The sequence below is a fragment of the Methylobacillus sp. DLP286 genome, assembly GCF_056636515.1.
The window spans coordinates 2,010,539-2,034,225 of record NZ_CM153145.1; the positions used below are offsets into that span (position 1 = coordinate 2,010,539).

Here is a 23,687-nt window from a genome sequence, read left to right on the forward strand (position 1 = left end):
AGCAAAGCGGCAGCATCGTAAGCTTACGACAAATTCGGCGCCAGCCAGCGTTCCAGGTATTCGCGCGGCAATCCGCGCCGCTTGGCCATGTCCAGCAGTTGGTCCTCGCCGATCTTGTCGACGCTGAAATACTTCGATTCCGGGTGAGCGAAATAGAAACCGGAAACCGCGGCGCCCGGCATCATGGCAAACGAATCGGTAAGTTGTATGCCTACTTCCTCGCATTTCATCAGGTTGAACATGTCAGGCTTGACGGTGTGGTCAGGGCACGCAGGATACCCGGGCGCCGGACGGATGCCGCGGTACTGCTCCTTGATGAGCGCCTCGTTGCCCAATGCCTCCCCGGGCGCATAGCCCCACAAGTCCTTGCGCACGCGCTCATGCAGGTATTCGGCAAACGCTTCCGCCAAGCGGTCGGCCAGCGACTTCAGCATGATGCTGCTGTAATCGTCATGCTCCGCCTCGAAACGCTGTTCGTATTTCTCGATGCCCAGCCCGCCCGTCACGGCGAACATGCCGATGTAGTCGGCAATGCCGCTGTCCTTGGGCGCGATGAAATCCGCCAGGCACTGGTTGGGCCGCTGCTCGCCGTTCACCACCGGCTTCTGCGTCTGCTGGCGCATGCCGTAGTAAGTGAACGCTACCTGGGTGCGGGTGTCGTCCGTGTAAATCTCGATATCGTCGTCATTGACGGTATTGGCCGGCAACAGGGCGATTACGCCGCTGGCCGTAAGCCAGCGGCCGTCGATGATCTTTTTGAGCATGGCCTGGCCTTCGGCGAATAATTTGGTCGCCGCTTCTCCCACAACCTCATCCTTGAGGATGGCGGGATAAGGCCCCGCCAGGTCCCAGGTCTGGAAGAACGGGCCCCAGTCGATATATTGGGCGATGGTGGCTAAATCGATATTCTTGAATACGCGGCGCCCGATGAACTTGGGTTTGACCGGGGCATATTCGCCGGTGAAATCGAGCCTGGCCTTGTTGGCCCTGGCCTCGGCCAGGCTGAGCATCGGCGTGCCCTTTTTGTTGGCATGCTGGGTGCGCACCCGCTCGTAATCCTGTTCCAGCTCGGCGATATAGCTGTCGCGCTGCTCCGGCGTCAGCAAGGATTGCATCACGGAGACCGAACGCGAGGCGTCCGGCACGTAAATCACCGGGCCGTCGTAGTGCGGCGCGATCTTGACCGCGGTATGCGCGCGCGAAGTGGTCGCTCCGCCGATCAGCAACGGCATCTTGAGTCCGTGGAAATACGGGTCGCGCTGCATTTCCCGCGCCACGTAGGCCATTTCCTCTAGCGAAGGCGTAATCAGGCCGGAAAGGCCGATGATATCTGCCCCTGTGGCTTTTGCCTGCTCCAGGATCTCCGCGCAAGGCACCATCACGCCCATGTTGACTACCTCGAAGTTGTTGCACTGCAACACCACCGAGACGATATTCTTGCCGATGTCGTGCACGTCGCCCTTGACGGTGGCGATCACCATCTTGCCCTTGGGCTTGGACACGATGCCCGTGCGCGCTTCCTCGGCGCGCTTTTCTTCTTCGATGAACGGCACCAGGTGCGCCACCGCCTGCTTCATGACGCGGGCCGACTTCACCACCTGCGGCAGGAACATCTTGCCCTGGCCGAACAAGTCGCCGACCACGTTCATGCCGTCCATGAGCGGCCCCTCGATAACGTGAATCGGGCGTCCGCCACCATCCATGACCTTCTGCCGCGCCTCCTCGGTATCCGCGACGATGAATTCGGTAATGCCGTGCACCATGGCATATTCCAGGCGCTTTTCCACCGTCACCGGGCTTTCCGGCGTGCCGCGCCAATCCAGCGTGGCTTCCTGCTTCTTGCCGCCCGCCGCCAGCGTGGCGGCAAACTCGATCATGCGCTCGGTGGCATCCTCGCGGCGGTTGAGCACCACGTCCTCCACGCGCTCGCGCAGCTCGAGGTCGAGGTCGTCGTACACGCCTATCATGCCGGCGTTGACGATACCCATGGTCATGCCGGCCTGGATGGCGTGATAGAGGAACACGGTGTGTATCGCTTCCCGCGCGGCCTCGTTGCCGCGGAAACTGAAGCTCACGTTCGATACGCCGCCGGAAATGCGCGCATAAGGCAGGTTTTCCTTGATCCAGCGCGTGGCGTTGATGAAGTCCACGGCATAGTTGTTGTGCTCTTCGATGCCGGTCGCGACGGCAAAGATGTTAGGGTCGAAAATGATATCCTCGGGCGGGAAATCCAGCTTTTCCACCAGCAAGTCGTAAGCGCGTTTGCAGATCTCGACCTTGCGCTCGAAAGTATCGGCCTGCCCGACTTCGTCGAACGCCATGACGATCACCGCTGCGCCATAGCGGCGGCACAACGCGGCCTGGCGCAGGAACTCGGCCTCGCCCTCCTTCATGGAGATGGAGTTGACGATGGACTTGCCCTGCACGCACTTGAGCCCGGCCTCGATCACCGCCCACTTGGACGAGTCGATCATGATGGGCACGCGGGCGATGTCTGGCTCGGAAGCCACCAGGTTGAGGAAGTGCGTCATGGCATGGATGGCGTCCAGCATGCCTTCGTCCATGTTGATGTCGATCACCTGCGCGCCGTTCTCCACCTGCTGGCGCGCCACGACCAGCGCTTCCTCGTATTGCTCGTTGAGGATCATGCGCGCAAAGGCCTTGGAGCCGGTGACGTTGGTCCGCTCGCCGACATTCACATACAAGGAGTTTTCATCGATCGTGAACGGCTCCAGCCCGGCCAGCCTGGTCGCCACAGGGATTTCCGGGATGCGGCGCGGCGGGATATCCTTGACCGTCTCGGCAATCGCGGCAATATGCGGCGGCGTGGTGCCGCAGCAGCCGCCGGCAATATTGACGAAGCCGCTCTCGGCGAACTCCTTGAGCAAGGCGGAAGTATCCGCGGGCTTCTCGTCAAAGCCGGTGTCCGACATCGGGTTGGGCAGGCCCGCGTTCGGGTAGATGCAGACGAAGGTATCCGCGATCTTGCTCAGCTCTTCGGCATACGGCCGCATCAGGGCAGCGCCCAGGGCGCAGTTGAGGCCTATCGTCAGCGGACGCGCATGGCGCACGGAGTTCCAGAACGCGGGCACGGTCTGGCCGGAAAGAATGCGCCCGGAAGCATCCGTCACGGTGCCGGAAATCATGATCGGCAGGCGCTTGCCGGCTTCCTCGAAATACTGGTCGATCGCGAACAAGGCCGCCTTGCAGTTGAGCGTATCAAAGATGGTCTCGACCATCAGGATGTCCGCGCCGCCCTCGACCAGGCCGCGAGTCTGCTCATGGTAAGCCGCCACCAGCTGGTCGAACGTCACGTTGCGCGCCGCCGGGTCGTTCACGTCCGGGGAGATGGAGGCGGTCTTGGGCGTGGGGCCCAGCGCGCCCGCCACGAAGCGCGGCTTGTCCGGCGTGGAGTACTTGTCGCACGCCGCACGCGCCAGCTTGGCGGCCTCGACGTTCATTTCATAGGCCAGGTGGGCCATGAAATAGTCTTCCTGCGCCACACTGGTCGCGCCGAACGTATTGGTCTCGATAATGTCCGCCCCGGCTGCCAGGTATTGCTCGTGTATCTCCTGGATGATTCGCGGCTGGGTGAAAGTCAGTAACTCGTTGTTGCCCTTGACGAACAGCTCCCGCTCGCCCTCTGGCGCGGCAAAATCGGCAAAACGCCCTTGCGGGCCGCCGCGGTAATCCTCCTCGGTCAGCTTGTATTGCTGGATCATGGTCCCCATCGCGCCATCCAGAATCATGATGCGCTTGGCGAGGATTTCTCGCAGCAAGACCTCGGTGGGGGACATTTCGTAACGTTTCATGCGGAACCTTAATGCCGGCGAATCGGATAATTGCCAGGTGATTGAATATTCAGGGCGTGATTATAAAACAGGAGCGGCATGGCGCATAACATGCCCAACATTCTGGCATGCCAATAAGACTCTCCTGACGCTGTTGCCTTGCCATACCTCTGCAGTGCCTGACCGGGATCGCTCTTGATTGCCGTTAAACAGGTATGCCCGAGCCCAGCAGGCTGCCGACCCAGTAAGTCATGCCGCCTGCCGCAGCGCCGATCAGCAGCATGCGCGCGCCGCCGTAGATCATGTTGCGCCCGCTGAACAGTGCAAGCAAGGCCCCCACCAGGAACAGGGCACCGCCGGTCAGGCCAAACGCCAGCGTCAACGCATGGGATGAAACATTCAGCAACCACGGCAGCAACGGGATCGTGCCCCCGACCAGAAACGATGCGAATGAGGATATGGCCGCCATCCACGGCGAACCCAATTCGTCGGGGTTGAGGCCCAGCTCTTCCCTGGTCAGGATATCCAGCCCCAGCTCCTTGTCAGCCACCAGCCGGCCGGCGAGTTGCCGCGCCTCGTCCTGCGTCAATCCTCGCGCTTCGTAGATCAGCGCCAACTCTGCTGCTTCCTGCTCCGGGTACAGGTCCAGCTCTTCGCGCTCCAACGCAATTTGGTACTCGAACAAGTCGCGCTGGGAACGCATGGAAATATATTCGCCCGCCGCCATGGAAAAGGCCCCGGCCAACAACCCAGCGACGCCTGACAACAGGATGACCGAGGCATTGCTTGCCGCCCCCGCCACCCCCAGCACCAGGCAGGCAATCGATACCAGGCCGTCATTGACGCCGAACACGGCAGCCCTCAATCCGCCGTTGCTGCCAGCCAGCTTGTGCCGGCCGCCCACTTCATTGGCCTGCATCGGCATGGCATGCGAGGACAATGCAATATTCTTGGCGCCATATGCCGAAAGGCCCCGCACCTTGCTTGCCGCCAACACCGGGCGGATACGCTTGGGCCCCAGGCTGCGCAGCAGCAACACGACCACTTTGGTTCGCAAATCCGGCCGGTAGGTTTCCACCACATGTCCTGCCGCAACTAGCTTTGCCTCCCAGATTCCAGCCTGCTCAGCGGCGGCTGCAGCCAAGCCCTGAAACATGTCGGCAAGCGCCTTGTCCGGCTCGCGCCGGGACAACTCCCTGTATAAATACGCGGAGCGCTGCTCTTCGCGCCAACCTTGCAATAAATCCACCGCGGCTACAGCCCCAGCCTGCGGTATTGCACCGCTTCGGCGATATGCGTGCTTTGCACGGCTTCGCTGGCAGCCAGGTCGGCAATCGTGCGGGCCACCTTGAGGATGCGGTGAAAAGCGCGCGCGGAAAGGTCAAGGCGGGTGATCGCCTGCTTCAGCAGCGCGCCGCCTGCTTCGTCCGGCTGGCAATGCTCGTCCACCTGCGGGCTTGTGAGCAAATGGTTGCAGACCCCCTGCCGATCCAGCTGGCGCTGCCTTGCCGCCTCGGCCCTAGACCTGATCGCGGCGCTCGCCTCTCCTGCCGGCGCATGCATTAATTCATCCTCGCTCAACGCCGGTACTTGGATATGAATATCGATCCGGTCCAGCAACGGCCCGGACAGACGATGACGATACCGGGCTATCTGGTCCGGCGTGCATCGGCACTTGCCATTGGGGTGCCCGAAGTAGCCGCATGGGCACGGATTCATGGCGGCAATCAATTGAAAACGTGCGGGAAACTCCGCCTGGCGCGCAGCGCGCGAGACCGTGATATGCCCGGATTCCAGGGGTTCGCGCAAGACCTCCAGCACTTTGCGGTCGAACTCCGCAAGCTCGTCCAGGAACAAGACTCCGTGATGCGCCAAAGATATCTCGCCGGGCTTGGGAATCGCGCCGCCACCCACCAGCGCCACGCCCGAAGCCGTGTGGTGAGGCGCACGATAAGGCCGCTTGCCCCAATCGCCGGCACGGAAACCCTTGCTCAACGACTGGATGGCGGCAGATTCCAACGCCTCGGCCTCCGTCATGGCGGGCAACAAGCCGACAAAACGCGAGGCCAACATGGATTTCCCCGTGCCGGGCGGCCCGGACATCAGCACACTGTGCCCGCCTGCGGCTGCAATCTCCAATGCTCGCTTGGCCTGCAGTTGCCCCTTGACCTCGGCAAAATCGGCATCGACTGCAAAGCTTTGCGGGATATTGACTGGTTGCGGCACCAACAACTCACGGCCTGCCAGATGGGCGCATACTTGCAGCAGGCTAGCGGCAGGCAGGACTGTAGCGCCTTGCACCAATGCCGCCTCGGCGGCGCTCTCCTGGGGCAGGATGAAGGTACGGCCGCTTTCCCTGGCCTTGTACGCCATGGCCAATGCACCGCGTATCGGGCGCAGTTCGCCGGTCAACGCAAGCTCGCCCGCCACCTCATATTGATCCAGCCCTTTTGCGGGTATTTGCCCGGAGGCAGCCAAAATCCCCAGCGCGATCGGTAAATCGTAACGGCCGCTTTCCTTGGGAAGGTCTGCAGGCGCCAGGTTGACGGTGATCCGGCGGGCCGGGAATTCAAACTGTGCCGTTTGCAGGGCGGCACGCACCCTGTCCTTGCTCTCCTTGACCTCGGCTTCGGGCAAGCCGACGATGGTGAAGCTCGGCAAGCCGTTGGCAAGGTGAACTTCCACCGCGACCTCCGGCGCCTCCATACCGGCCAGGGCACGGCTATGCAAAACCGCCAGCGCCATGCTCAGGAAGACTGCCCCAGCTTCGTTTCAATCTCGGCTAATTGCTTTTCCAGATCAGCCAGTTGAGCCCGGGTCTTGCGTAGCACTTCCGCCTGGATATCAAACTCCTCACGCGTTACAAGCTCCAGTTTAGTGAATGCGCCCTGTAATAGTGCATGCAAATTGCGCTCTGCGCCATCGGCTGGCAAAGAAGAATATATTTCTTTGATTTTATTTGATAATTCATCAATAAACGGAGTACTCATTACGTAAAAACCTCCCAAAACATCCGCAGTTTAGCAGTTTTTCACCTGCAAAAATCCAAATTAAATATAACAAACTCAATCACTTACAAATAAAAAACAAGAAATGCACCATTCCAGACCGGGAAAATTCCCAAAAAATACCACTTAACCTGTTGTTTTATATGGATGTTGTTTTTATGGCACAGGTGTTGCTTATTACCCAACGCAGAGTTTTCGTTGCTGTTTTATTTTTAACCTTGAAAGGGTAAATCATGCGTAATTCGCTTCTAGTTGCCGCCATCGTTGGCACTTTTGCAGCACCTGCCGCCGTTATGGCCGAAGAAGCTGCTGAGGCTACATCCCCTCACACCATTACATACAACATCGGCCTCACAAGCAACTACATCTTCCGTGGTACCAGCCAATCTGGTGATCGTCCAGCTATTCAAGGTGGTATCGATTACTCACATTCCAGTGGCTTCTATGTAGGCTCATGGGCTTCCAGCATCAGCTGGCTAGCAGACACCGGTGCAGATGGTGCAGGTGGTGATCGTGCATACAATAGCTCAAGCATGGAATGGGACATCTACGGTGGTTACACTGCTGAAATCGGTGAAACTGGCATTACTTATGATGTTGGCGTGAATCAATACATCTACCCAGGTCGTAGAAATAGTGCCCCTAACACATACAACGCCGACACTACTGAAATCTACGGTGGTCTTGCATACAAGTGGGTTTCTTTGCGTTATAACTGGTCTCCAAGCAAGTCTGCATTTGGTTTCCAAGGTCGTGGCGCTAGCTATGTCGATTTGACTCTGGATATCCCATTTGGTGACAGTGGCTATAGCGCCATCGCTCACGTTGGTCGCCAAGAGTTCGGCAATGGCCCTAACGAATACGACTATACAGACTGGAAACTTGGCCTGAGCAAGGCTTGGGATAACGGTATCGTAGTGGGTGGTTACTACACCGACACCGATGCTGACCGTAGTGCATTCACTTACGGCCCTGTGTTTTCCGGTAAGGAAAACTGGACATTGTTCGTACAAAAGACTTTCTAAGAAGACAGACATGATAGAAGGCAAGGCAGATCGCCTTGCCTTTCTGCTTTTTATTAGAGGAGATAACCATGAAACTCGTATCCGCCATCATCAAGCCCTTCAAGCTTGACGAAGTGCGTGAAGCCCTGTCTTCCATTGGCGTGCAGGGGATCACCGTCACTGAAGTCAAAGGCTTTGGCCGCCAAAAAGGCCACACTGAGCTTTACCGTGGTGCAGAATACGTTGTCGACTTTTTGCCCAAGGTCAAGCTGGAAGTTGCGATTGCCGACGAATTACTTGACCAGGTAGTGGAAGTTATCGAAAAATCTGCCACAACTGGCAAAATCGGTGATGGCAAAATCTTTGTCTTCGACTTGGAACAAGTCTATCGCATCCGTACTGGCGAAACCGGCACAGATGCGCTTTAAGGGGTTTGATATGAAAAAAATTCTTTCCATGATTGCACTGGTTGGCGCGCTGGGTTTTTCCGGCTTTGCGCTTGCTGAAGAAGAAGCTGTCATCGTCGATGAAGCCGTCGCCACTGAAATTGCACCCGCTGCCGCAGAAGCGGTAGAAACGACGGCTGAAGCAGTGCTGTCGCTCAGCGCCGGCGATACGGCCTGGACCATCGTCGCCACTGTGTTAGTGCTAGCGATGATCATTCCCGGCGTCGCCTTGTTCTACGGCGGCCTGGTTCGCACCAAGAACATGGTTTCCGTCCTAACCCAAGTGTTCGTGACGACGGCGCTGATGTCCGTGATCTGGGTCGTCTACGGCTATAGCCTGGCCTTTACCGACGGCGGCAGCCTGAACGCCTATATCGGCGGGTTCAGCAAGTCCCTGTTGTCCGGCATCACGCCAGACACTTTGCTGGATGGCGGCACCATTCCTGAATATGTATTCGTCACCTTCCAATTGACCTTTGCGGCGATTACCCCTGCGCTGATTGTCGGCGGTTTTGCCGAGCGCATGAAATTCTCCGCAGTACTGGCGTTCCTCGCATTGTGGGTGACATTCATCTACATCCCGATCGCCCACATGGTATGGGGCGGCGGCTTCCTGGGCGACCTCGGCGCGGCTGACTTCGCAGGCGGCACCGTCGTTCACATGAATGCCGGCATTGCAGCGCTGGTAGGCGCCATCGTCGTCGGCAAGCGCCTCGGATACGGCAAGGAAGCCATGCCTCCGCACAGCATCACGCTGACCATGGTAGGCGCTTCCATGCTGTGGGTAGGCTGGTTCGGCTTCAACGTCGGCAGTGAACTGGCTGCCGATGGCACTGCCGGCTTGGCATTGATCAACACCCAGGCGGCCACTGGCGCCGCAGTGTTGGGCTGGGTATTTGCCGAATGGCTGTTCAAGGGCAAGCCTTCGCTGCTGGGTGCCGTTTCCGGCGCGGTTGCAGGCCTGGTTGCCATCACGCCTGCTTGCGGCTTCCTAGGCCCTGTCGGCTCCATCGTGTTGGGCTTCATTGCCAGCGTCATCGCTTTCTGGGCGGTCACCAGCCTCAAGGTCAAGCTTGGCTATGACGATTCCCTGGATGTCTTCGGTATCCACGGCGTAGCCGGCCTGATCGGTGCCATCGGTACCGGCATCCTCATGAGCGCTGATTTCGGCGGCGTGGGCTACGAAGAAGGCGTGACCATGGGCAGCCAGCTTTATGCACAAGCGGTAGCCATTGGCGTAACCATTGTATGGGGCGGCATCGGCAGTTACATCCTGTTCAAGATCGTGGACCTGGTCATCGGCCTGCGTGCCAGCGAAGAGGCTGAACGCGAGGGCCTGGACACCTCCGAGCACGGTGAACGTGCCTATCACTACTAAGACCTTCTAGGTTCGATACAAACGGGCGCATAAGCGCCCGTTTGTATTTTTACACTCCCCTGCCAGCATCGCGCATAAAAAAATATCCAATTGCACCCAATCGGGGCAATCCTGCACCACTTCATCACAATGCCGGCGTTAAACCAGCCTAAACCGGGCTGATTCAAGCCTATAAAACTGGCATGGTGATTGCTTATGTATTAGCAAGCGTAATTTGATCTTTACGTCGCAAGACCAGGAACATCTTACTGCCTAGTTTTATGCATTATCTCCTCCTCCTCAGGGCGCTTAAAGCGCCCTTTTTTTTCGCCTCCCCCCTGCTTTAGGCTAAAATCTCCGCCTACTCTCTTGGCTTATCAGGTGCTCCTTACAACATGATGGTTCCCCACCTTACGACTGCCCTCACCGGCCCATTGCTCACCCTGGAAAAACGCCTGCTGGAAAACATGCCGCGCATCGAACACTGGTTCCGCAGCCAATGGCAGGAATACGGCGCACCGTTCTATGCCTCGGTGGATCTGCGCAACGCGGGCTTCAAGCTGGCACCGGTAGACACCAACCTGTTCCCGGGCGGCTTCAATAACCTGAACCCGGATTTCCTGCCGTTATGCATCCAGGCCGCCATGGTGGCGGTGGAAAAGATCTGCCCTGATGCTCGGCGCCTGCTGCTGATCCCGGAGAACCACACGCGCAATACCTTCTACCTGCGCAATATCTACGCTCTCACTCATATCCTGCGCCAGGCCGGACTCGAAGTCCGTATTGGCAGCATTGCGCCCGAGATTACCGGCCCCACCTTCCTGGAAACGCACGACGGCCACAGCATCCTGCTAGAGCCAGTGCAACGCAAAGGCAATCGCTTGGTACTGGACAACTTCGACAGTTGCGCCGTCCTGCTCAACAACGACCTTTCCGGCGGCGTTCCCGACATCCTAAAGGGCCTGGAACAATCGCTGATTCCGCCATTGCATGCAGGCTGGGCCACGCGCCGCAAGTCTAACCATTTCGCCGCATATAACCGCGTGGTGGAGGAATTCGCCCCGCTGATCGGCATAGATCCCTGGCTGCTCAATCCCTATTTCGACACCTGTGGCGGGCTGGATTTCCATGCTCGCGTCGGCGAGGAGCAACTCGCCGAGAAAGTGGAAGCCTTATTGGCGAGAATCCGCAGCAAATATGCGGAATATGGCGTAAACCAGGAGCCCTTCATCATCGTCAAGGCCGATGCGGGCACCTACGGTATGGGCATCATGACCGTCAAGAGCGCTGATGACGTCCGCGACCTCAACCGCAAGCAGCGCAACAAGATGTCCGTGGTGAAGGAGGGCCTCAAAGTGAGCGAGGTTATCCTGCAGGAGGGCGTATATACCTTCGAGCACCTCAACGACGCAGTGGCCGAACCTGTCGTCTACATGATGGACCACTTCGTGGTGGGCGGCTTCTACCGCGTCCATACTTCACGCGGCGCCGACGAAAACCTCAATGCGCCAGGCATGCACTTCGAACCCCTGGCATTCGAAACGCCATGCTCCACGCCGGACTGTGCCGGCGCGCCGGATGCGGCACCCAACCGCTTCTATGCTTACGGCGTGGTAGCGCGCCTGGCATTGCTCGCCGCCACCATCGAGCTGCAGGAAACCGACCCGGACTTACTGGACTGACTAGGGCCTATTAATGCGCATCGCCTTCATCCTCGACCCGCTAGACAGCCTCAAGCCATACAAGGACACCAGCCTCGCCATCATGCGCGAAGCCGAGTCGCGTGGGCACTCCTTATTCGTGGCGTTGCAACACGACCTTTTGCTGCGCCACAATGAAGCCATGCTGCGTAGCCGGCCTTTCAGATTCATTGACGGCGCCCCTTGGTATTCGCTAGGTGAAATCCATGAAGAAGCCCCGGAGGCATTCGATGCCATCCTCATGCGCAAGGATCCGCCGTTCGACAACGAATACCTCTACAGCACCTACCTGCTGGAACAGGCCGCCAGGCAAGGCGCGCGCGTTTATAACAACCCAAGCTCCATTCGCGACTGGAACGAAAAGCTCGCAGTGCTCAACTTTCCGCAGTTCGCACCTGCATTCCTGGTCTCCAGCGAGCAAGCACTGATCCGCGAGTTCCTGGCGGAACACCAGGATATTGTCGTAAAACCACTGGACGGCATGGGCGGCAGCAGCGTATTCCGCCTCCAAGAAGGCGATCCCAACCTCGGTGTCATTCTTGAAACCATTACGCGCCACGGCAGCCAGACCATCATGGCCCAGCGCTACCTGCCCGCCATTACGCAAGGCGACAAGCGCATCATCGTCATTGACGGCGAACCGCTGCCTTACGCCCTGGCCCGGATCCCACAAAACGGCGAGACGCGCGGCAACTTGGCCGCAGGCGGCAAAGGCATGGCCCAGCCGCTGACCGGACGCGACTACGAAATCGCCAATGCCGTCGGCAAGGTACTCAAGGAAAAGGGACTGTTCCTGGTCGGCCTGGACGTGATCGGCGAGCACCTGACCGAAATCAACGTCACCAGCCCGACCGGCATGGTGGAAATTGCCGCACAAACAGAATGCAACCCGGCCGGCATCCTGCTAGACAGGCTGGAAAAATTGGCTCAAGAATAAATAAAAAAGCCAGGGAACAATCCTGGCTTTAAGAGGTTATTTCCCTCACTCGCTATTTGGTCAGCTCACGCCAGCCTGTACGTCTTGACACGCTATCAGATGCAGCCGTATCAATGCCTATAGTGGTCTTCCGGCCTTGCGCGTCGGTAATGATGGCCTTGAGCTGTCCGTTCGGCAACCGGACAATCACCATCCCCACAGACAACCCCGTTGCAAGCTTCTGACCGAAATGCGTCGCGCCGGGCACCATCAAGCCCGTCCTGTAATCAAACTGGTAAACCCGGGTTGTCCCGCCCAGTGAGCAACCGTCTGAATTCACGTTGTCGATCTGCGGCGTATTGCTGTTGACCGTCAGCGTGCCTAACGCCAACTGGGGATCAAGATTCACCCGCTCGCGCGATTCGGGCAAATCGACATACCAGCCCCCGCCCGCCCAATCCAGATCGCTGCCTGCAATCGAAGAGGTCGTATCGCCATGGGTAATCGTCCTTGGCGTCAAAGCACGCCCGTTATAACTTACGCCATTGTCACGGATTGCATAGACAGATTGCACCTGGGTATTCGTCACATCGCTCAGCCCCAAATAACGGCCTGTTGCCACAAAAATCACTGGCTCCGCCACTTTGGGCAGTTTACCGATTTCCGGCCTTGTAGTAATGGGCTGTCCCAAGCCATTGGGATCAGTCAGCTTGGCCATCCGGACAGCTTGTAAAGAAGTTGCCTCAAGATTCACCTTCCATAAATTCCCTTCCAGATCGCCTCCATATACCGCTACGGAGGTTGCATTGATATCGGCATTGCCGTTGATGCCCGAACTGCTGGCCAGTTTGGCGAAACCGCTCGGGCTTTCCGCCGTCCCTACACCTGTGCCGACTTTATCAAGCAATTCGCCTGTAATGGCATCGACGATATACAAATACCCTTGGCCGTTGCCTGGCGAGACATTGTTGTAGCCCGACGTGAAAATCACCACCCAGCGGCCGGGACGAGCATTCCCCTCGGGCAGCTTGGTAATGATGGGATTGCCGTATGTCAGGCCCAGGTCCTCATCCCAACGGTTGCAATAGCTGTTGGTATGGCAGAATTCCCACAACGCCTTCGGATTGTCTTCATCGGTCACATCCAGAGCATAATATCCGCGCCCGCCAGCATTCAGCCCGCCGACAAGAATCGTGCGCCAGGCCGAAGTAGCGGCATCGTAAACATCCATGACCTGGGGCGACCCATCCACCAGGAACTGGTGATTGGCGCCATAGTTCTTGTCCGCCAGCTTGTACAAGTTCGGCATGACGGACTGCGGCACATAGGCCCAGCTCTCATTGCCGTTGGTGGTGTTGAACGCGTGCAGCATGCCGTCATTGCCGCCGACATACAGCATGCCATGGCGATCGGCATGATCATTCTTGAAGGTCTGATAATTAGGCGCCACGTTGTCAATGAAATTGAATCGCGGCTGCTTCACGTATGCGGGCGCCGAATTCACGATATCCCCCAGCAAGTGCGTGCGCAAACGGTATGCCTTGTCCGTCTGGCTCACTTCGCCGCTATTGACAGACTGCCCCCGCAGGTAATTCAGCAGGTTCTCGCCCGAATTTGCAATCTCTTTGAGATCTGCATTGAAACCATTGCATTGCGAGAGCAGTTCGCACTTGTTATTGAAATAGGCTTTTTCCTCAGTGCTCAGGTTGTCCCAGGCAAACGGCTCGATTGCTTTGGTATCACGGTTAAACTTGAAAATGCTCCGTCCGCCGCTCAACTGAGCCTGCGCGCTCCATACATGCGCTTCGCTTACGGTTCCATCGGCCGGGTTGATCGTCTGCGCCTGCACATCGCCGTCCCAGTGCACGCTACGGTAAGTGGAGCTGAAGATATAGTTATCGGTTTGGGTAATATTGGGGCTACTGGTTGCAGATGCGGCGGCTGCACCGGTTCTATCTGATACACCCGCCAAGGCGCTGCGTAAGCCAGAAATCAGCTCTTTTGGCTGTTTAGCGCTGAAATACAAGCCACGGCCGTTGACTGCGGCGTGCCAGAGATCGTCCAGAGCACTAGGAGAGTCAGCCGCAGGAATAGGCCAGTTACAAACCTCTCCTAAAGCCCAATGACAATCACTAGCGCCTTGCTTGATCATTGCAAAATCGCCTTCATTGACGATCTCATAATCAGACCGATAATTCATTATGCCATCAAGCCCGAGGCCAAGTGTAAAGGTGTTCATATGCTGTGCCGAAATCCTATCTTTACTCGTCGTTGGCACTTTGTTTTCCATGTCCTCCCTCAAATCAGTCTGGTAGTAATACATGGCGACATCAGCAAGTGTTTCAGCGGCCAATGAAACTGTTTTTTTATTTACAATCGTCGTTGGGTTTCCGTCATATGCTCCATCGGCTCGCCTAGAGTACCCTCCGTCTGTACTATCCTGAGTCCCGATCTCACCACCATCTTTCGTCATTCCCTTATTGCCATTCCAGTAACCATCCGTGGTCAAGATAGTAAAGTTCTGTTGGCAAGCAAATTGCACAGGATCATCTTTCATTCCCGCATTGATTCCAGTAGTTACTCCTGCAAAATGGCGACCTACACGGGATAGTGCTTCTCTGAGAGGCGTTCCTCCTGAAGCTTCTGAAGAATAAAACTTCTTATACCAGTTTGCTTTATGAGCAGACTCGAATGTATCAATCTTTAAATATTTATTAGCGCTTACTGGCGACCCAGGATTAATTGTGACGAACCCCACGCGATAATTATTATCAATTGTTGCAAATGCCTGCCCTGCTGCGCTTTTCATTGCAAAAGATCGGGTACGGTAATAAGCGTACCAGTTAGCAAAGTTAGTCATTTCCTCGGCATAGCTACATGAAGCACCAGCACAATCTATACGATCTGCATATTTCGTAAATGTTTTTCCCGAGGTGATATCAATCCGTACAAAATCTCCATACCGTGCATGACGATGATCACTATCATGCTTAGCTTGGCAACGTGCATCAGTTCCGCTAACAACAGAAGCACTATCCGCATCATCTGCAGTTTTACAATATCTAACATATGCAGGCCTTGCATATGTTTGAGATGACGCCGATTGACAATCGGTAAGATTAACGTCCTGACAATACTCTTTAGGCCGAATCAAGAAATAATGAGGATTACTAGAATAGTTTCTGGCTGATGTATATGAACCACCAGGCCAGTCATAACCTGCAACTGTGGAATTTGTCACAGTATCAAGGCCATTACGCTTACAATCAGAGGAACTTGAGTTTCTGCAATATATACGCTCAGGATATTGCGTGAGAATATTGGCAACACCTGAGTTCTGAGCACAGTTATCGTCAAGTTGATGCCCAACCACTCTTACAGACTGCCATCCATTGGTATTAGTACCATTCATGGTTGGCAATGTTTGTGATATATCACAAGGATTTATTGGCGGCGTGTAACTGATAGCAGGGTTGTAATAAATCGCATTAACCAAAGGACTGTAGACTGGAGGATCACCACCTGCAGTTGGTTTACTTTGACCACTTTGTGAAGTACCTGCACATGACGCACTCATATTGCCATTACTTGCCTTGCATTTACCTGCTCGATAATTGCCGTATCCAAGAAAATCCGGCATAAAATTGAAGTTCATGCTCCCCGAATCATCCAATACAAACATCACGTTGGGACGCACTACCGTCCCTGAAGCTGTAGATAGAGGATTGCTGGAAATATCTGTAACTGCAGCCTGGGCAAACCAGGTATTCGTCATTAGCACCGCCGCAATCAGCAGAGCCTGCCACCATAATCCTTTTTGATTTTTTTGTTGCTGCATTGTCTTGCTCCCTGGAAATGCTGGGGTTCTATCTATACCGGTACCATGACCGTGGCCTGCACGATGCTGACGGTGTTCCTTGGCCCGAGCACGCGGGCCGTGATGCGGTAGTACACGGACGGGTTGGACTGGTAAACGGCCGCGCCGATCTGCAGGCTGCTGCCCAGCGTGGCATTGGTAACTGGCGCCTTTGATAAAGAGGTAGAGCAGGAATTGGCCTGGCCTGTGCCGTCCTCGCCGTTATAAGCGCCCGTGGTACGGCAGAGCCGGTGGATCAGGTACTGCACGCGGTTGCCTGCTGCATCGGTACCCAGGTCCACGGCATTGCTCCAAACCGCATTGCCATACCAGTCAGGTTCCGTGGTGAGGGTGTTGGCGATATAGCCGTGGGAGGTATTGTTGTCATTCAACGCATTGCGGTTGTTATCCAGCCAAACCAGCGCCGCTTGCAAACCGCGGTCAGCCGACATGGTGGCTGATTGCTTGAAGGCAAGATTGCCGGCGATAACGTTGCCGGAATCCACGGCGCGCCATAAGGCCAAACCTGCCAGCGTCATGGCGATAAGCACGATCAGCGCCACCATGAGCACGACGCCCTGCTGGCGCATGAAGCTCGAACTGGTTTGCAAGCGCGTCTTCATGAAGGAGGTTTCCATAAGATGTTGCGGATCACCACTGTGGTTTCAAATACCCGGTAGCGATACTGCTGCCAATCCGCCAGGTTGGACACGTTGCTGAATGTGCCGCCTGCCCAGCTTGGCACTTCCGTCGTGACTGCGCTTGTTTCCTTTTTGCTGCTGCGGCTCACCAGCCCGACACGGATGGCGATGACTTTCTCCCATTCATCCCAGCTGACCACGCCACTGCTATCCAAATCCGGTGATGCGCGATACTCGTCCACGGTGTTTTCCGTATCGCCATCCAGGTTGAGGCCGTAATCGGCCTGCAGATCGACGATACCATCCGCCACCAGCTCCGCCTCGCCAGTGAGCTCGGAAAATACCTGCAATCCGCCATCCACGATGGAATACCGGTTGCTGACCGGGTTCCTGCCCATGTTGTAGACCTGCGCACCGGAACTGAACACCTGGCTACCGCGATAACGCGCCGTGGCAGCGACCTGGATGTCGTTCTGGTAAGGGTTGGCGGGCGTAGCCGTAATCTGGGCCAAATCGCAATCCAGGCCAGGCGCTGCCACGACGACCACATCGCCGACGGTGAAGCCGAAACGATTGGTGACCGTGTATACCGTACTGGTGCCGGTAGCCGCTGAGTCTTTCATGAGCGCAGACGGACTGGTCACCATGCTGGCATTGCTGTAGGTCAACTGGATCTCATCCGGAGCCGTGGCCAGTCCCTGGGTAATCACCGTCGGGGTAAACAGGAAACGCACATCCCGCCCTGTGGTGCTATCGACGCCAGCCACCTGGCAACCCAGGTTCTGCGATACGTTCATGCCGTAGCCGGATTGGCGGATGTCGCGCTCGATCGCCAACAGGGCCAACGCGCCATTCTGTTGGGCTGTGCCGCCGCTGTTGGTCGTGCGGTTGCTGTCCTGCGATACGGACAACACCTGCGCGATCACCAGCAGGCCCAGCAGGCCGATGGTCATGCCGACCATGATTTCCACCAGGCTGTACCCGGCATGATGCTTCAGGATTGCGCTCGTCTTCATGGCGTTGGGTTGTTATTGATATAGGCCACGGTGGTATGGCTATGCGGCTCGGTTTCTGAAGGCGGCTGCCAGAATACGGTCACTGTCGCGGTGTAGCCTGCGGTCGCGTCTCCCGCGATCACGACCGTGGGCGCTTTGGTGTCGGCACCAGGCAAACGCTTCTTCACGTCGGTTAGCCACTCCGCCAGCGTTTCTGAGCTGCCTCCGGGCAAGCCATAGTTCGCGATCTGGGATGGCCCGGCCGTCCAGATGCTGGCAACCAGACGATTGGCAAGGTAGCTTGCCTCCAAGCGGTATTGCGCGTCGGATACGGTCCTCATGGAAGCGGCCTGCAAGCCGATGATCGCCAATATGCCCATGGAAAACACCAGGATCGCGATCAGCCCCTCCAGCAGGATGGAGCCGCCCTGGGCAGCGCGCAGCTTTTGATGAACTGACCTTAGGCGCATACGCGTGGGTCTCCGACTGTCGAAATGCCAGGGTCGCAGAAATGTACGCTGCCGCCCCGGATCAGGATGCGCAGGTTGCGGCCGTTGCCTTCGTTCGCGGCAATATCCACCTGGCGCATGACGTTGCTGCCGTCATTGTTGAACGTGACCCGGCCCAGCCCGTTGAAGGTCACGCTGGTGGCGCCTGCCGGCACCACTTCGACATTGACGTTGACCGCGCCTTCAGTGCTTTCCTTGCTCTGGATGACTTCGGGGCAATCCTCCACGCCATCGTTGTCGGCATCGGCCACCACCACCTGGCAGCCGATCGTCCAGGTGGCATTGCCGCTCAAGGTGAACACGACATTGACGTTGCGGCGGATAGCCTCGGCCCGCGCGAGTTGCAAGCCTGTATTCAAGCCTTCCGCAGCGGAGCGTATCTGGAAGTTCAGCAACATTTCCCGGAAGCTGGGGACGGCCACCGCCAATAGAATCGTCAATACCGTCAAGGTCACGATCAACTCCACCAATGTAAAACCGCGTTGCTTCATGCCTCAGCAGCTCCCGCCGTGCTTGGTGATCCAGCAATTCGCCGGCACCGTGGCATCGGGAAACGCCGTCGTCCGGCGTGCATTATCCTGGTTGATGGTGAATTCGTAACCGGTCATGCCTTGCGCCGCCACGCCAGTAGCCGTGATGAGGAAGGTCTGGTCTCCGTTGGGCGTGCCGCATGCGTAAGTAAAATACTGCACCGCAGGGGCGGCTGGCATGACGACATCCTCGCAGCTGTAACGGCGCTTATCCTGGTAGTTGCGCTCCATGCGGTTGCGGATATCGGACAATTGCGAGATGGCCTCGGCCACCTTGGCACGCGCCACGTAGCGCGAATAGGAAGGCACGGCGATGGATGCCAGAATGGCGATAATGGCCACCACAATCATCAGTTCGATCAAGGTAAAGCCCTTTTGCCCAGGTTTCATCAGAACTCCTTTTTTGCCCAGAATGCATCATGCAGTGCAAGCCCGCTCGTTTGCCAATTCTTCCGACAAACGGAAGCGCTGCACCGATAAACGGTATAACGATCACAGCTCAGCTGAATTTAGCCATTTAGAGCGGCTGCCAAAAACTTTCCTGGCGTCCTTGTCCCGACACTTTTAGTTTGCCGGCACAGCCGCCCAGCCAGGATGGCTTCACTGAGTTTTGTCAGACGCCTTTAGCAAACTTTAGCAAGGGGCTGAACATGCCGGAAGTTTGCCCCACCCCTGCCGCTTGGGTAAAATATGGCGTTTCGTTCATTATCTCTCCCTTAAGGATACCCAGATGTCAAAAATCGTTTTCAAGGCTGGTGAAGCCACTATTTTCAGCGAAGGCAAGGACGTCACCGCGGCCATGCCGGAGATTGTGATCGGCGCTGTTGACGGCCCAGTCGGCCAGGCGTTTGCCAACCTGATGGCGCAGACCAAGGGCCATTCCGCCATGTTCGCCGTACGCGACATCAACCAGCTGGTACGTCCCGCCACCATGATGGTGCCTAAGGTGACGTTGAAGGATTCCATCAACATCGAACTGTTCGGCGGCGTAGTGCAGGCCGCTACCGCCGATGCGATCCTCGACTGTGTGATCGAAGGCATCATCCCCAAGGACCAGGTCAACGACTTGGCCATCATCAGCCTGGTCTGGATCGATCCAGGCTGCGGCCCGCTGGCGAAGGAAGGCAAGCTGGACAAGGCCGACATGTACAAGAACAACTACGAAGCCACCAAGCTCGCGATCAAGCGCGCCCTGAACGATGAGCCTACCATCGACGAACTGATCGCCAACCGCCACAAGATCAAGCACTGCATGTGGGAGGAAAGCTGGGGCGATATCTAAGCCTGGCTTCATTCTAAAAAGCCCGCTGAGCGGGCTTTTTTATTGCCTCATCATCAAAAGCAAGCGCTTACCAATAATAGGTGGCGCTGGCAATCACTTGCCTGCGCGGCCCCAGCCAGCAATCGCCCCGCGAGATGCAAGTGGATACATACTCCTTATCGAACAGGTTGCTGGCATTGAGCGCATAGCGCCACGACCCGTAATCCAGCCCGAGCATGGCATCGACCAGGGTGACGTCGGGCGCCTTGACCTGCTCGTTGGCATCCTGGCTGCTGCCGATGTAGCGCACGCCGAGCCCGGCGCGGAACCCGTGCAGGTCGCCCAGCGCAAAACGCTGCACCGCCCATGCAGAAGCCAGGTGCTTGGGAATGGTCTCGACCTGGTTGTCTCGCTCGGCCGGGTTGTTGGTCTTGTTGTAACGCGCATCCAGGTAGCTGTAGCTCGCAATCAGGCTCAGGTGGTTGGTCAAAGAGCTGGTCGCTTCCAATTCGAGGCCTCTTGTATGAATTTCGCCTCTCTGGACTGAATAGTTGGGGTTGACGGGATCGGGCGTCTGGCGGTTCTGGTCGCGTATATCGAACACTGCCGCAGTCAGGCGCGTGCGCGAACCTGGCGGCTCGTACTTCACTCCCAGCTCCCATTGCTTGCCGCGCTGAGCCTCGAATAGGCCGCCCAAGCGGTCTGTTCCGGCAACAGGCAGGAAGGATTCGGCATAGCTGACATAAGGCGCCCAGCCATTCTCGGCCACATAGGTCAGGCCGTAGCGTTCCGTGGTGGCGTAATCCCGCTTGGTTTCAGCCCCTTGGACCTCATTCTTGGCCTCGTCGCGGCGTATGCCGGCCGTCAGCACCCATTGCTTGTAGCGCACTTGGTCCTGCACGTAGACGCCGGCCTGGGTCAGGCGCGAGAATGAAGGTGTCAATACTAGGCCGGACGTATCTACAGGGGTATAAGTCGGGTCGTAGACATCGATCGAGTTATTGGGATTGAGGGAAAAACCGGCATTCTTGGCTTGGCGGAAACGTCCGTAATCCAAGCCCAGCAGCAAGGTATGCGAAAAATTGCCGGTATTGAAGCTGGCTTCCAGGTGATTGTCGAGATTGACGGTCTTGGAATTCGTCTCGGAAACATCCACGTACCGGTTCAGCACGCGCTGGTTGGCATCGATATAAGGGTTGGCGCTGAAACTGTCGGGGTAGAGGCTGCGGTAATCGTTCGTGCTGCTGGTGTAGCGGGCGTTTTGCCTGAACTTCAGGTGGTCGCTGAACGCATGCTCGAGTGTCCAGCCCAGATGGGTGGATTCGGAGACGTAGCGGTCGAAGCCGGGATCGCCGAGATAGGTGTCGAACGGAATCTTGCCGTTCGGGTTGGGACGCAGCACGCCGGACCAAGGCAGGAATTGCGGCGTAGGCCGCCCGTCATTGCGCTGATACTGGGCCAGCAAGGTAACGCTGGTGCGATCGTTCGGCTTCCAGGTCAGCGAAGGCGCAATCAGGGTGCGCTCGTCCCCCGCATGCTTGACCTGGCTCTCGCTATCGCGTCCCAACAATACCAAGCGGTAGAACAAACTGTCGCTGTCCGCGACCGGCCCCGTGAAATCGGCCTGCAATTGCTTGCGCTGGTAATTGCCGAGCAGGACGCTCATTTCGCGCTTGGTTTCCGTCTGCGGGCGCTTGGACACCAGGTTGACCACGCCGCCGACGCCGCCCGCCCCGTACAGCATGGAAGAAGGCCCCCGCAACACCTCGACGCGCTCCATGGCATAAGGGTCGGGACGTACGGTCTCGGAGTAGAAGGTGTTGATCTGGCGCAGGCCATTCAGGTACTGCGTGGCATCCATGCCGCGGATGGCATAGGAATCCGACCTCGAATCCAGCCCGTACTGGTCGGACACGACCCCGGCAGTGTAGCGCAGGACTTCCTGTATCGATTGCGCGCGCTGGTCTTCAATCTGGTCTGCCGTGATCACGGAGACGGATTGCGGCGTCTCCAGGATGCTGGTGTCCGTCTTGGTCGCCGTCGCGCTTCGCTTGGCGGTATAGCCGCGTACGGCGCTTGTGGGGGTTTCCTTTTCCAAGTGGCTGCTCACCTGCACTTCCGGCAATTTCTCCTCGGCAGCGTGTGCCTGCATGATGGCAAGGCTGACCAGCCACCCGCACATACTGTAATGTGTAGATTTGGGTTTCATGATGCTCCCGCATTGAATTCAGCAATGCCGGGCAAGCCTGCGAACGCAAGGCGTGGGACAGGGAATTGCCCAGCGGTGCAAATTCCCCGATCGGATATGGTGATACTGATGCAGCCAGTCGAAATTCCGGCCTACAAGATGCACAAAATTACTGTTGTGCTTGATTATTTTTAATAAAACTCATTATCTATTATATAAAATATCGACTTTTACCTCCACCCATTATTGCTTTTCAATGCGTAAATACTTGGTTGTCATCCATCGTTGGTTCGGCCTCGCCATGGCCGTGTTCCTCTTCATCGCCGGGCTGACCGGCGCCGTGATCTCGTGGGACCACGAGCTGGACGAGTGGCTGAACCCCGCATTGTTCCACGCATCCGGCGAAGGAACCGCGCAATCCCCGCTGGCACTTGCCAACCAGTTGGAACAGGAGCGCCCGCAATTGATGGTAACGTATCTGCCGCTTGCCATAGAGCCGGGCCATACGCTGGGCATGAGCGTCAGCGCCACACCGGATGCGGCGACTGGAAAAGCCAAGCCGCTGGGTTACAACCAGGTGGCCCTCAACCCGGGCAATGGCGAAATCCAGGGCCAGCGCGAATGGGGCGCCGTGTCGCTGACGCGCGAGAACCTGCTGCCGTTTCTCTACAAGCTGCACTACAGCATGCATATCCCCGACGCCTGGGGCTTGGAACTCGGGGTGCTGTTCATGGGCATCATCGCCATCATCTGGGTGTTCGACAACCTGATCGCGCTGTGGATATCGTTTCCCAACTTCAAGTCCTGGCGCAAATCGTTCGCCTTTCGCTGGAAGCAGGGCGGCTACAAGCTCAATTTCGACCTGCACCGCTCCGGCGGCGTCTGGGTATGGCTGCTGTTGCTCATGCTAGCCGTTACCTCCGTCTCCATGAACCTGAATTTCCAGGTCATGCGGCCGTTGGTGGAAACCTTCTCCAGCCTCAGCCCCAGCCCGTTCGCATCCCGCATGCCGCAGCCCGAGGACGAACCGTTGCTGCCGGGCATCCGGCGCGAGCAAGTCCTGGAGATTGCGCGTGCAGAGGCCCGCAAACGCGGTTGGACGGCACCGGCTGGCGCCGTGTTCTACTCGCCCGCGTTCGGGCTCTATGGCGTGGGATTCTTCGAGGCCGGCAACGACCATGGCGACGGCGGCCTGGGCAATCCCTGGCTCTATTTCGACGGCAAGGACGGCAGCATGGCCGGAGAAAGCATTCCCGGCACAGGCAGCGCAGGGGACATCTTCATGCAAGCCCAGTTTCCGCTGCACTCCGGACGTATCCTGGGATTGCCGGGGCGCATCCTGATTTCTGTCATGGGCGCGGTTGTCGCCATGCTGAGCGTGACAGGCATCATCATCTGGCTGCGCAAGCGGCAATCGCGACGGCTGGACCTGCGGGCCAGGAGAGCCGCCTAGACTCCGCATTAAGCACAGCGACTCTGGCCAGG

18 protein-coding genes are annotated in these 23,687 nt (G+C 57.3%); 7 read left to right on the forward strand and 11 right to left on the reverse strand.

Features of this window, described 5'->3' with window-relative positions:
- Positions 1–23: 23 nt before the first annotated feature.
- From metH to ACWXTG_RS09685, 4 genes are all read right to left on the reverse strand, one after another.
- A complete protein-coding gene (metH, locus tag ACWXTG_RS09670) occupies positions 24–3,812 on the reverse strand; it encodes a methionine synthase (protein ID WP_407993305.1) in 3,789 nt (1,262 codons plus the stop codon).
- Positions 3,813–3,996: 184 nt separating this feature from the next.
- Positions 3,997–5,040: a VIT1/CCC1 transporter family protein gene (locus tag ACWXTG_RS09675; protein WP_407993306.1), complete on the reverse strand. Its 1,044-nt coding sequence runs from the start codon at positions 5,038–5,040 to the stop codon at positions 3,997–3,999.
- Between the two features lie 5 nt (positions 5,041–5,045).
- A complete protein-coding gene (locus ACWXTG_RS09680; protein ID WP_480219739.1) occupies positions 5,046–6,536 on the reverse strand; it encodes a YifB family Mg chelatase-like AAA ATPase in 1,491 nt (496 codons plus the stop codon).
- 2 nt (positions 6,537–6,538) lie between these two features.
- Positions 6,539–6,781 (reverse strand): accessory factor UbiK family protein, encoded by a 243-nt coding sequence (locus ACWXTG_RS09685; RefSeq protein ID WP_309565761.1) that lies wholly within the window; start codon positions 6,779–6,781, stop codon positions 6,539–6,541.
- Between the two features lie 251 nt (positions 6,782–7,032).
- Here ACWXTG_RS09685 and ACWXTG_RS09690 point away from each other — a divergent pair, with 251 nt between their 5' ends.
- From ACWXTG_RS09690 to gshB, 5 genes are all read left to right on the forward strand, one after another.
- Positions 7,033–7,824 (forward strand): TorF family putative porin, encoded by a 792-nt coding sequence (locus ACWXTG_RS09690; protein WP_480219740.1) that lies wholly within the window; start codon positions 7,033–7,035, stop codon positions 7,822–7,824.
- Between the two features lie 68 nt (positions 7,825–7,892).
- The gene (glnK, locus tag ACWXTG_RS09695) at positions 7,893–8,231 is read left to right on the forward strand and encodes a P-II family nitrogen regulator (RefSeq protein WP_309565763.1); all 339 of its coding nucleotides are present in this window, start codon (positions 7,893–7,895) and stop codon (positions 8,229–8,231) included.
- A 10-nt stretch (positions 8,232–8,241) separates the two neighbouring features.
- Positions 8,242–9,627: an ammonium transporter gene (locus ACWXTG_RS09700; RefSeq protein ID WP_480219741.1), complete on the forward strand. Its 1,386-nt coding sequence runs from the start codon at positions 8,242–8,244 to the stop codon at positions 9,625–9,627.
- A gap of 377 nt (positions 9,628–10,004) precedes the next feature.
- Positions 10,005–11,288 (forward strand): glutamate--cysteine ligase, encoded by a 1,284-nt coding sequence (gene gshA / locus ACWXTG_RS09705; RefSeq protein WP_480221224.1) that lies wholly within the window; start codon positions 10,005–10,007, stop codon positions 11,286–11,288.
- Positions 11,289–11,301: 13 nt separating this feature from the next.
- Entirely contained in the window at positions 11,302–12,243 is a 942-nt protein-coding gene (gene gshB / locus ACWXTG_RS09710; RefSeq protein ID WP_480219742.1) for a glutathione synthase, read from the forward strand.
- 52 nt (positions 12,244–12,295) lie between these two features.
- On the opposite strand, the gene ACWXTG_RS09715 is transcribed toward gshB, so the two are convergent.
- The 6 genes from ACWXTG_RS09715 to ACWXTG_RS09740 are packed head-to-tail and all read right to left on the reverse strand — an operon-like array spanning position 12,296 to position 19,143.
- The gene (locus tag ACWXTG_RS09715; protein ID WP_480219743.1) at positions 12,296–16,060 is read right to left on the reverse strand and encodes a pilus assembly protein; all 3,765 of its coding nucleotides are present in this window, start codon (positions 16,058–16,060) and stop codon (positions 12,296–12,298) included.
- Positions 16,061–16,092: 32 nt separating this feature from the next.
- The gene (locus ACWXTG_RS09720) at positions 16,093–16,701 is read right to left on the reverse strand and encodes a pilus assembly PilX family protein (RefSeq protein ID WP_480219744.1); all 609 of its coding nucleotides are present in this window, start codon (positions 16,699–16,701) and stop codon (positions 16,093–16,095) included.
- Positions 16,698–17,735 carry a PilW family protein gene (locus ACWXTG_RS09725; RefSeq protein ID WP_480219745.1) on the reverse strand — a complete coding sequence of 346 codons (1,038 nt, stop codon included), beginning with the start codon at positions 17,733–17,735 and terminating at the stop codon, positions 16,698–16,700. The genes ACWXTG_RS09720 and ACWXTG_RS09725 overlap by 4 nt, the downstream gene beginning before the upstream one ends.
- On the reverse strand, positions 17,732–18,184 hold the full coding sequence (locus tag ACWXTG_RS09730) for a type IV pilus modification PilV family protein (RefSeq protein ID WP_480219746.1): 453 nt from the start codon (positions 18,182–18,184) through the stop codon (positions 17,732–17,734). The genes ACWXTG_RS09725 and ACWXTG_RS09730 overlap by 4 nt, the downstream gene beginning before the upstream one ends.
- Entirely contained in the window at positions 18,175–18,714 is a 540-nt protein-coding gene (locus ACWXTG_RS09735; protein ID WP_309565770.1) for a GspH/FimT family pseudopilin, read from the reverse strand. Before ACWXTG_RS09735 ends, ACWXTG_RS09730 begins: the two co-directional genes overlap by 10 nt.
- A gap of 3 nt (positions 18,715–18,717) precedes the next feature.
- The gene (locus ACWXTG_RS09740) at positions 18,718–19,143 is read right to left on the reverse strand and encodes a type IV pilin protein (RefSeq protein ID WP_309565771.1); all 426 of its coding nucleotides are present in this window, start codon (positions 19,141–19,143) and stop codon (positions 18,718–18,720) included.
- 340 nt (positions 19,144–19,483) lie between these two features.
- Here ACWXTG_RS09740 and fae point away from each other — a divergent pair, with 340 nt between their 5' ends.
- On the forward strand, positions 19,484–20,035 hold the full coding sequence (fae, locus tag ACWXTG_RS09745) for a formaldehyde-activating enzyme (RefSeq protein ID WP_309565772.1): 552 nt from the start codon (positions 19,484–19,486) through the stop codon (positions 20,033–20,035).
- A 67-nt stretch (positions 20,036–20,102) separates the two neighbouring features.
- Here fae and ACWXTG_RS09750 read toward each other — a convergent pair whose 3' ends face one another.
- Entirely contained in the window at positions 20,103–22,223 is a 2,121-nt protein-coding gene (locus ACWXTG_RS09750) for a TonB-dependent siderophore receptor (protein ID WP_480219747.1), read from the reverse strand.
- A 235-nt stretch (positions 22,224–22,458) separates the two neighbouring features.
- Here ACWXTG_RS09750 and ACWXTG_RS09755 point away from each other — a divergent pair, with 235 nt between their 5' ends.
- The gene (locus ACWXTG_RS09755; RefSeq protein WP_480219748.1) at positions 22,459–23,655 is read left to right on the forward strand and encodes a PepSY-associated TM helix domain-containing protein; all 1,197 of its coding nucleotides are present in this window, start codon (positions 22,459–22,461) and stop codon (positions 23,653–23,655) included.
- Positions 23,656–23,687: the final 32 nt, after the last annotated feature.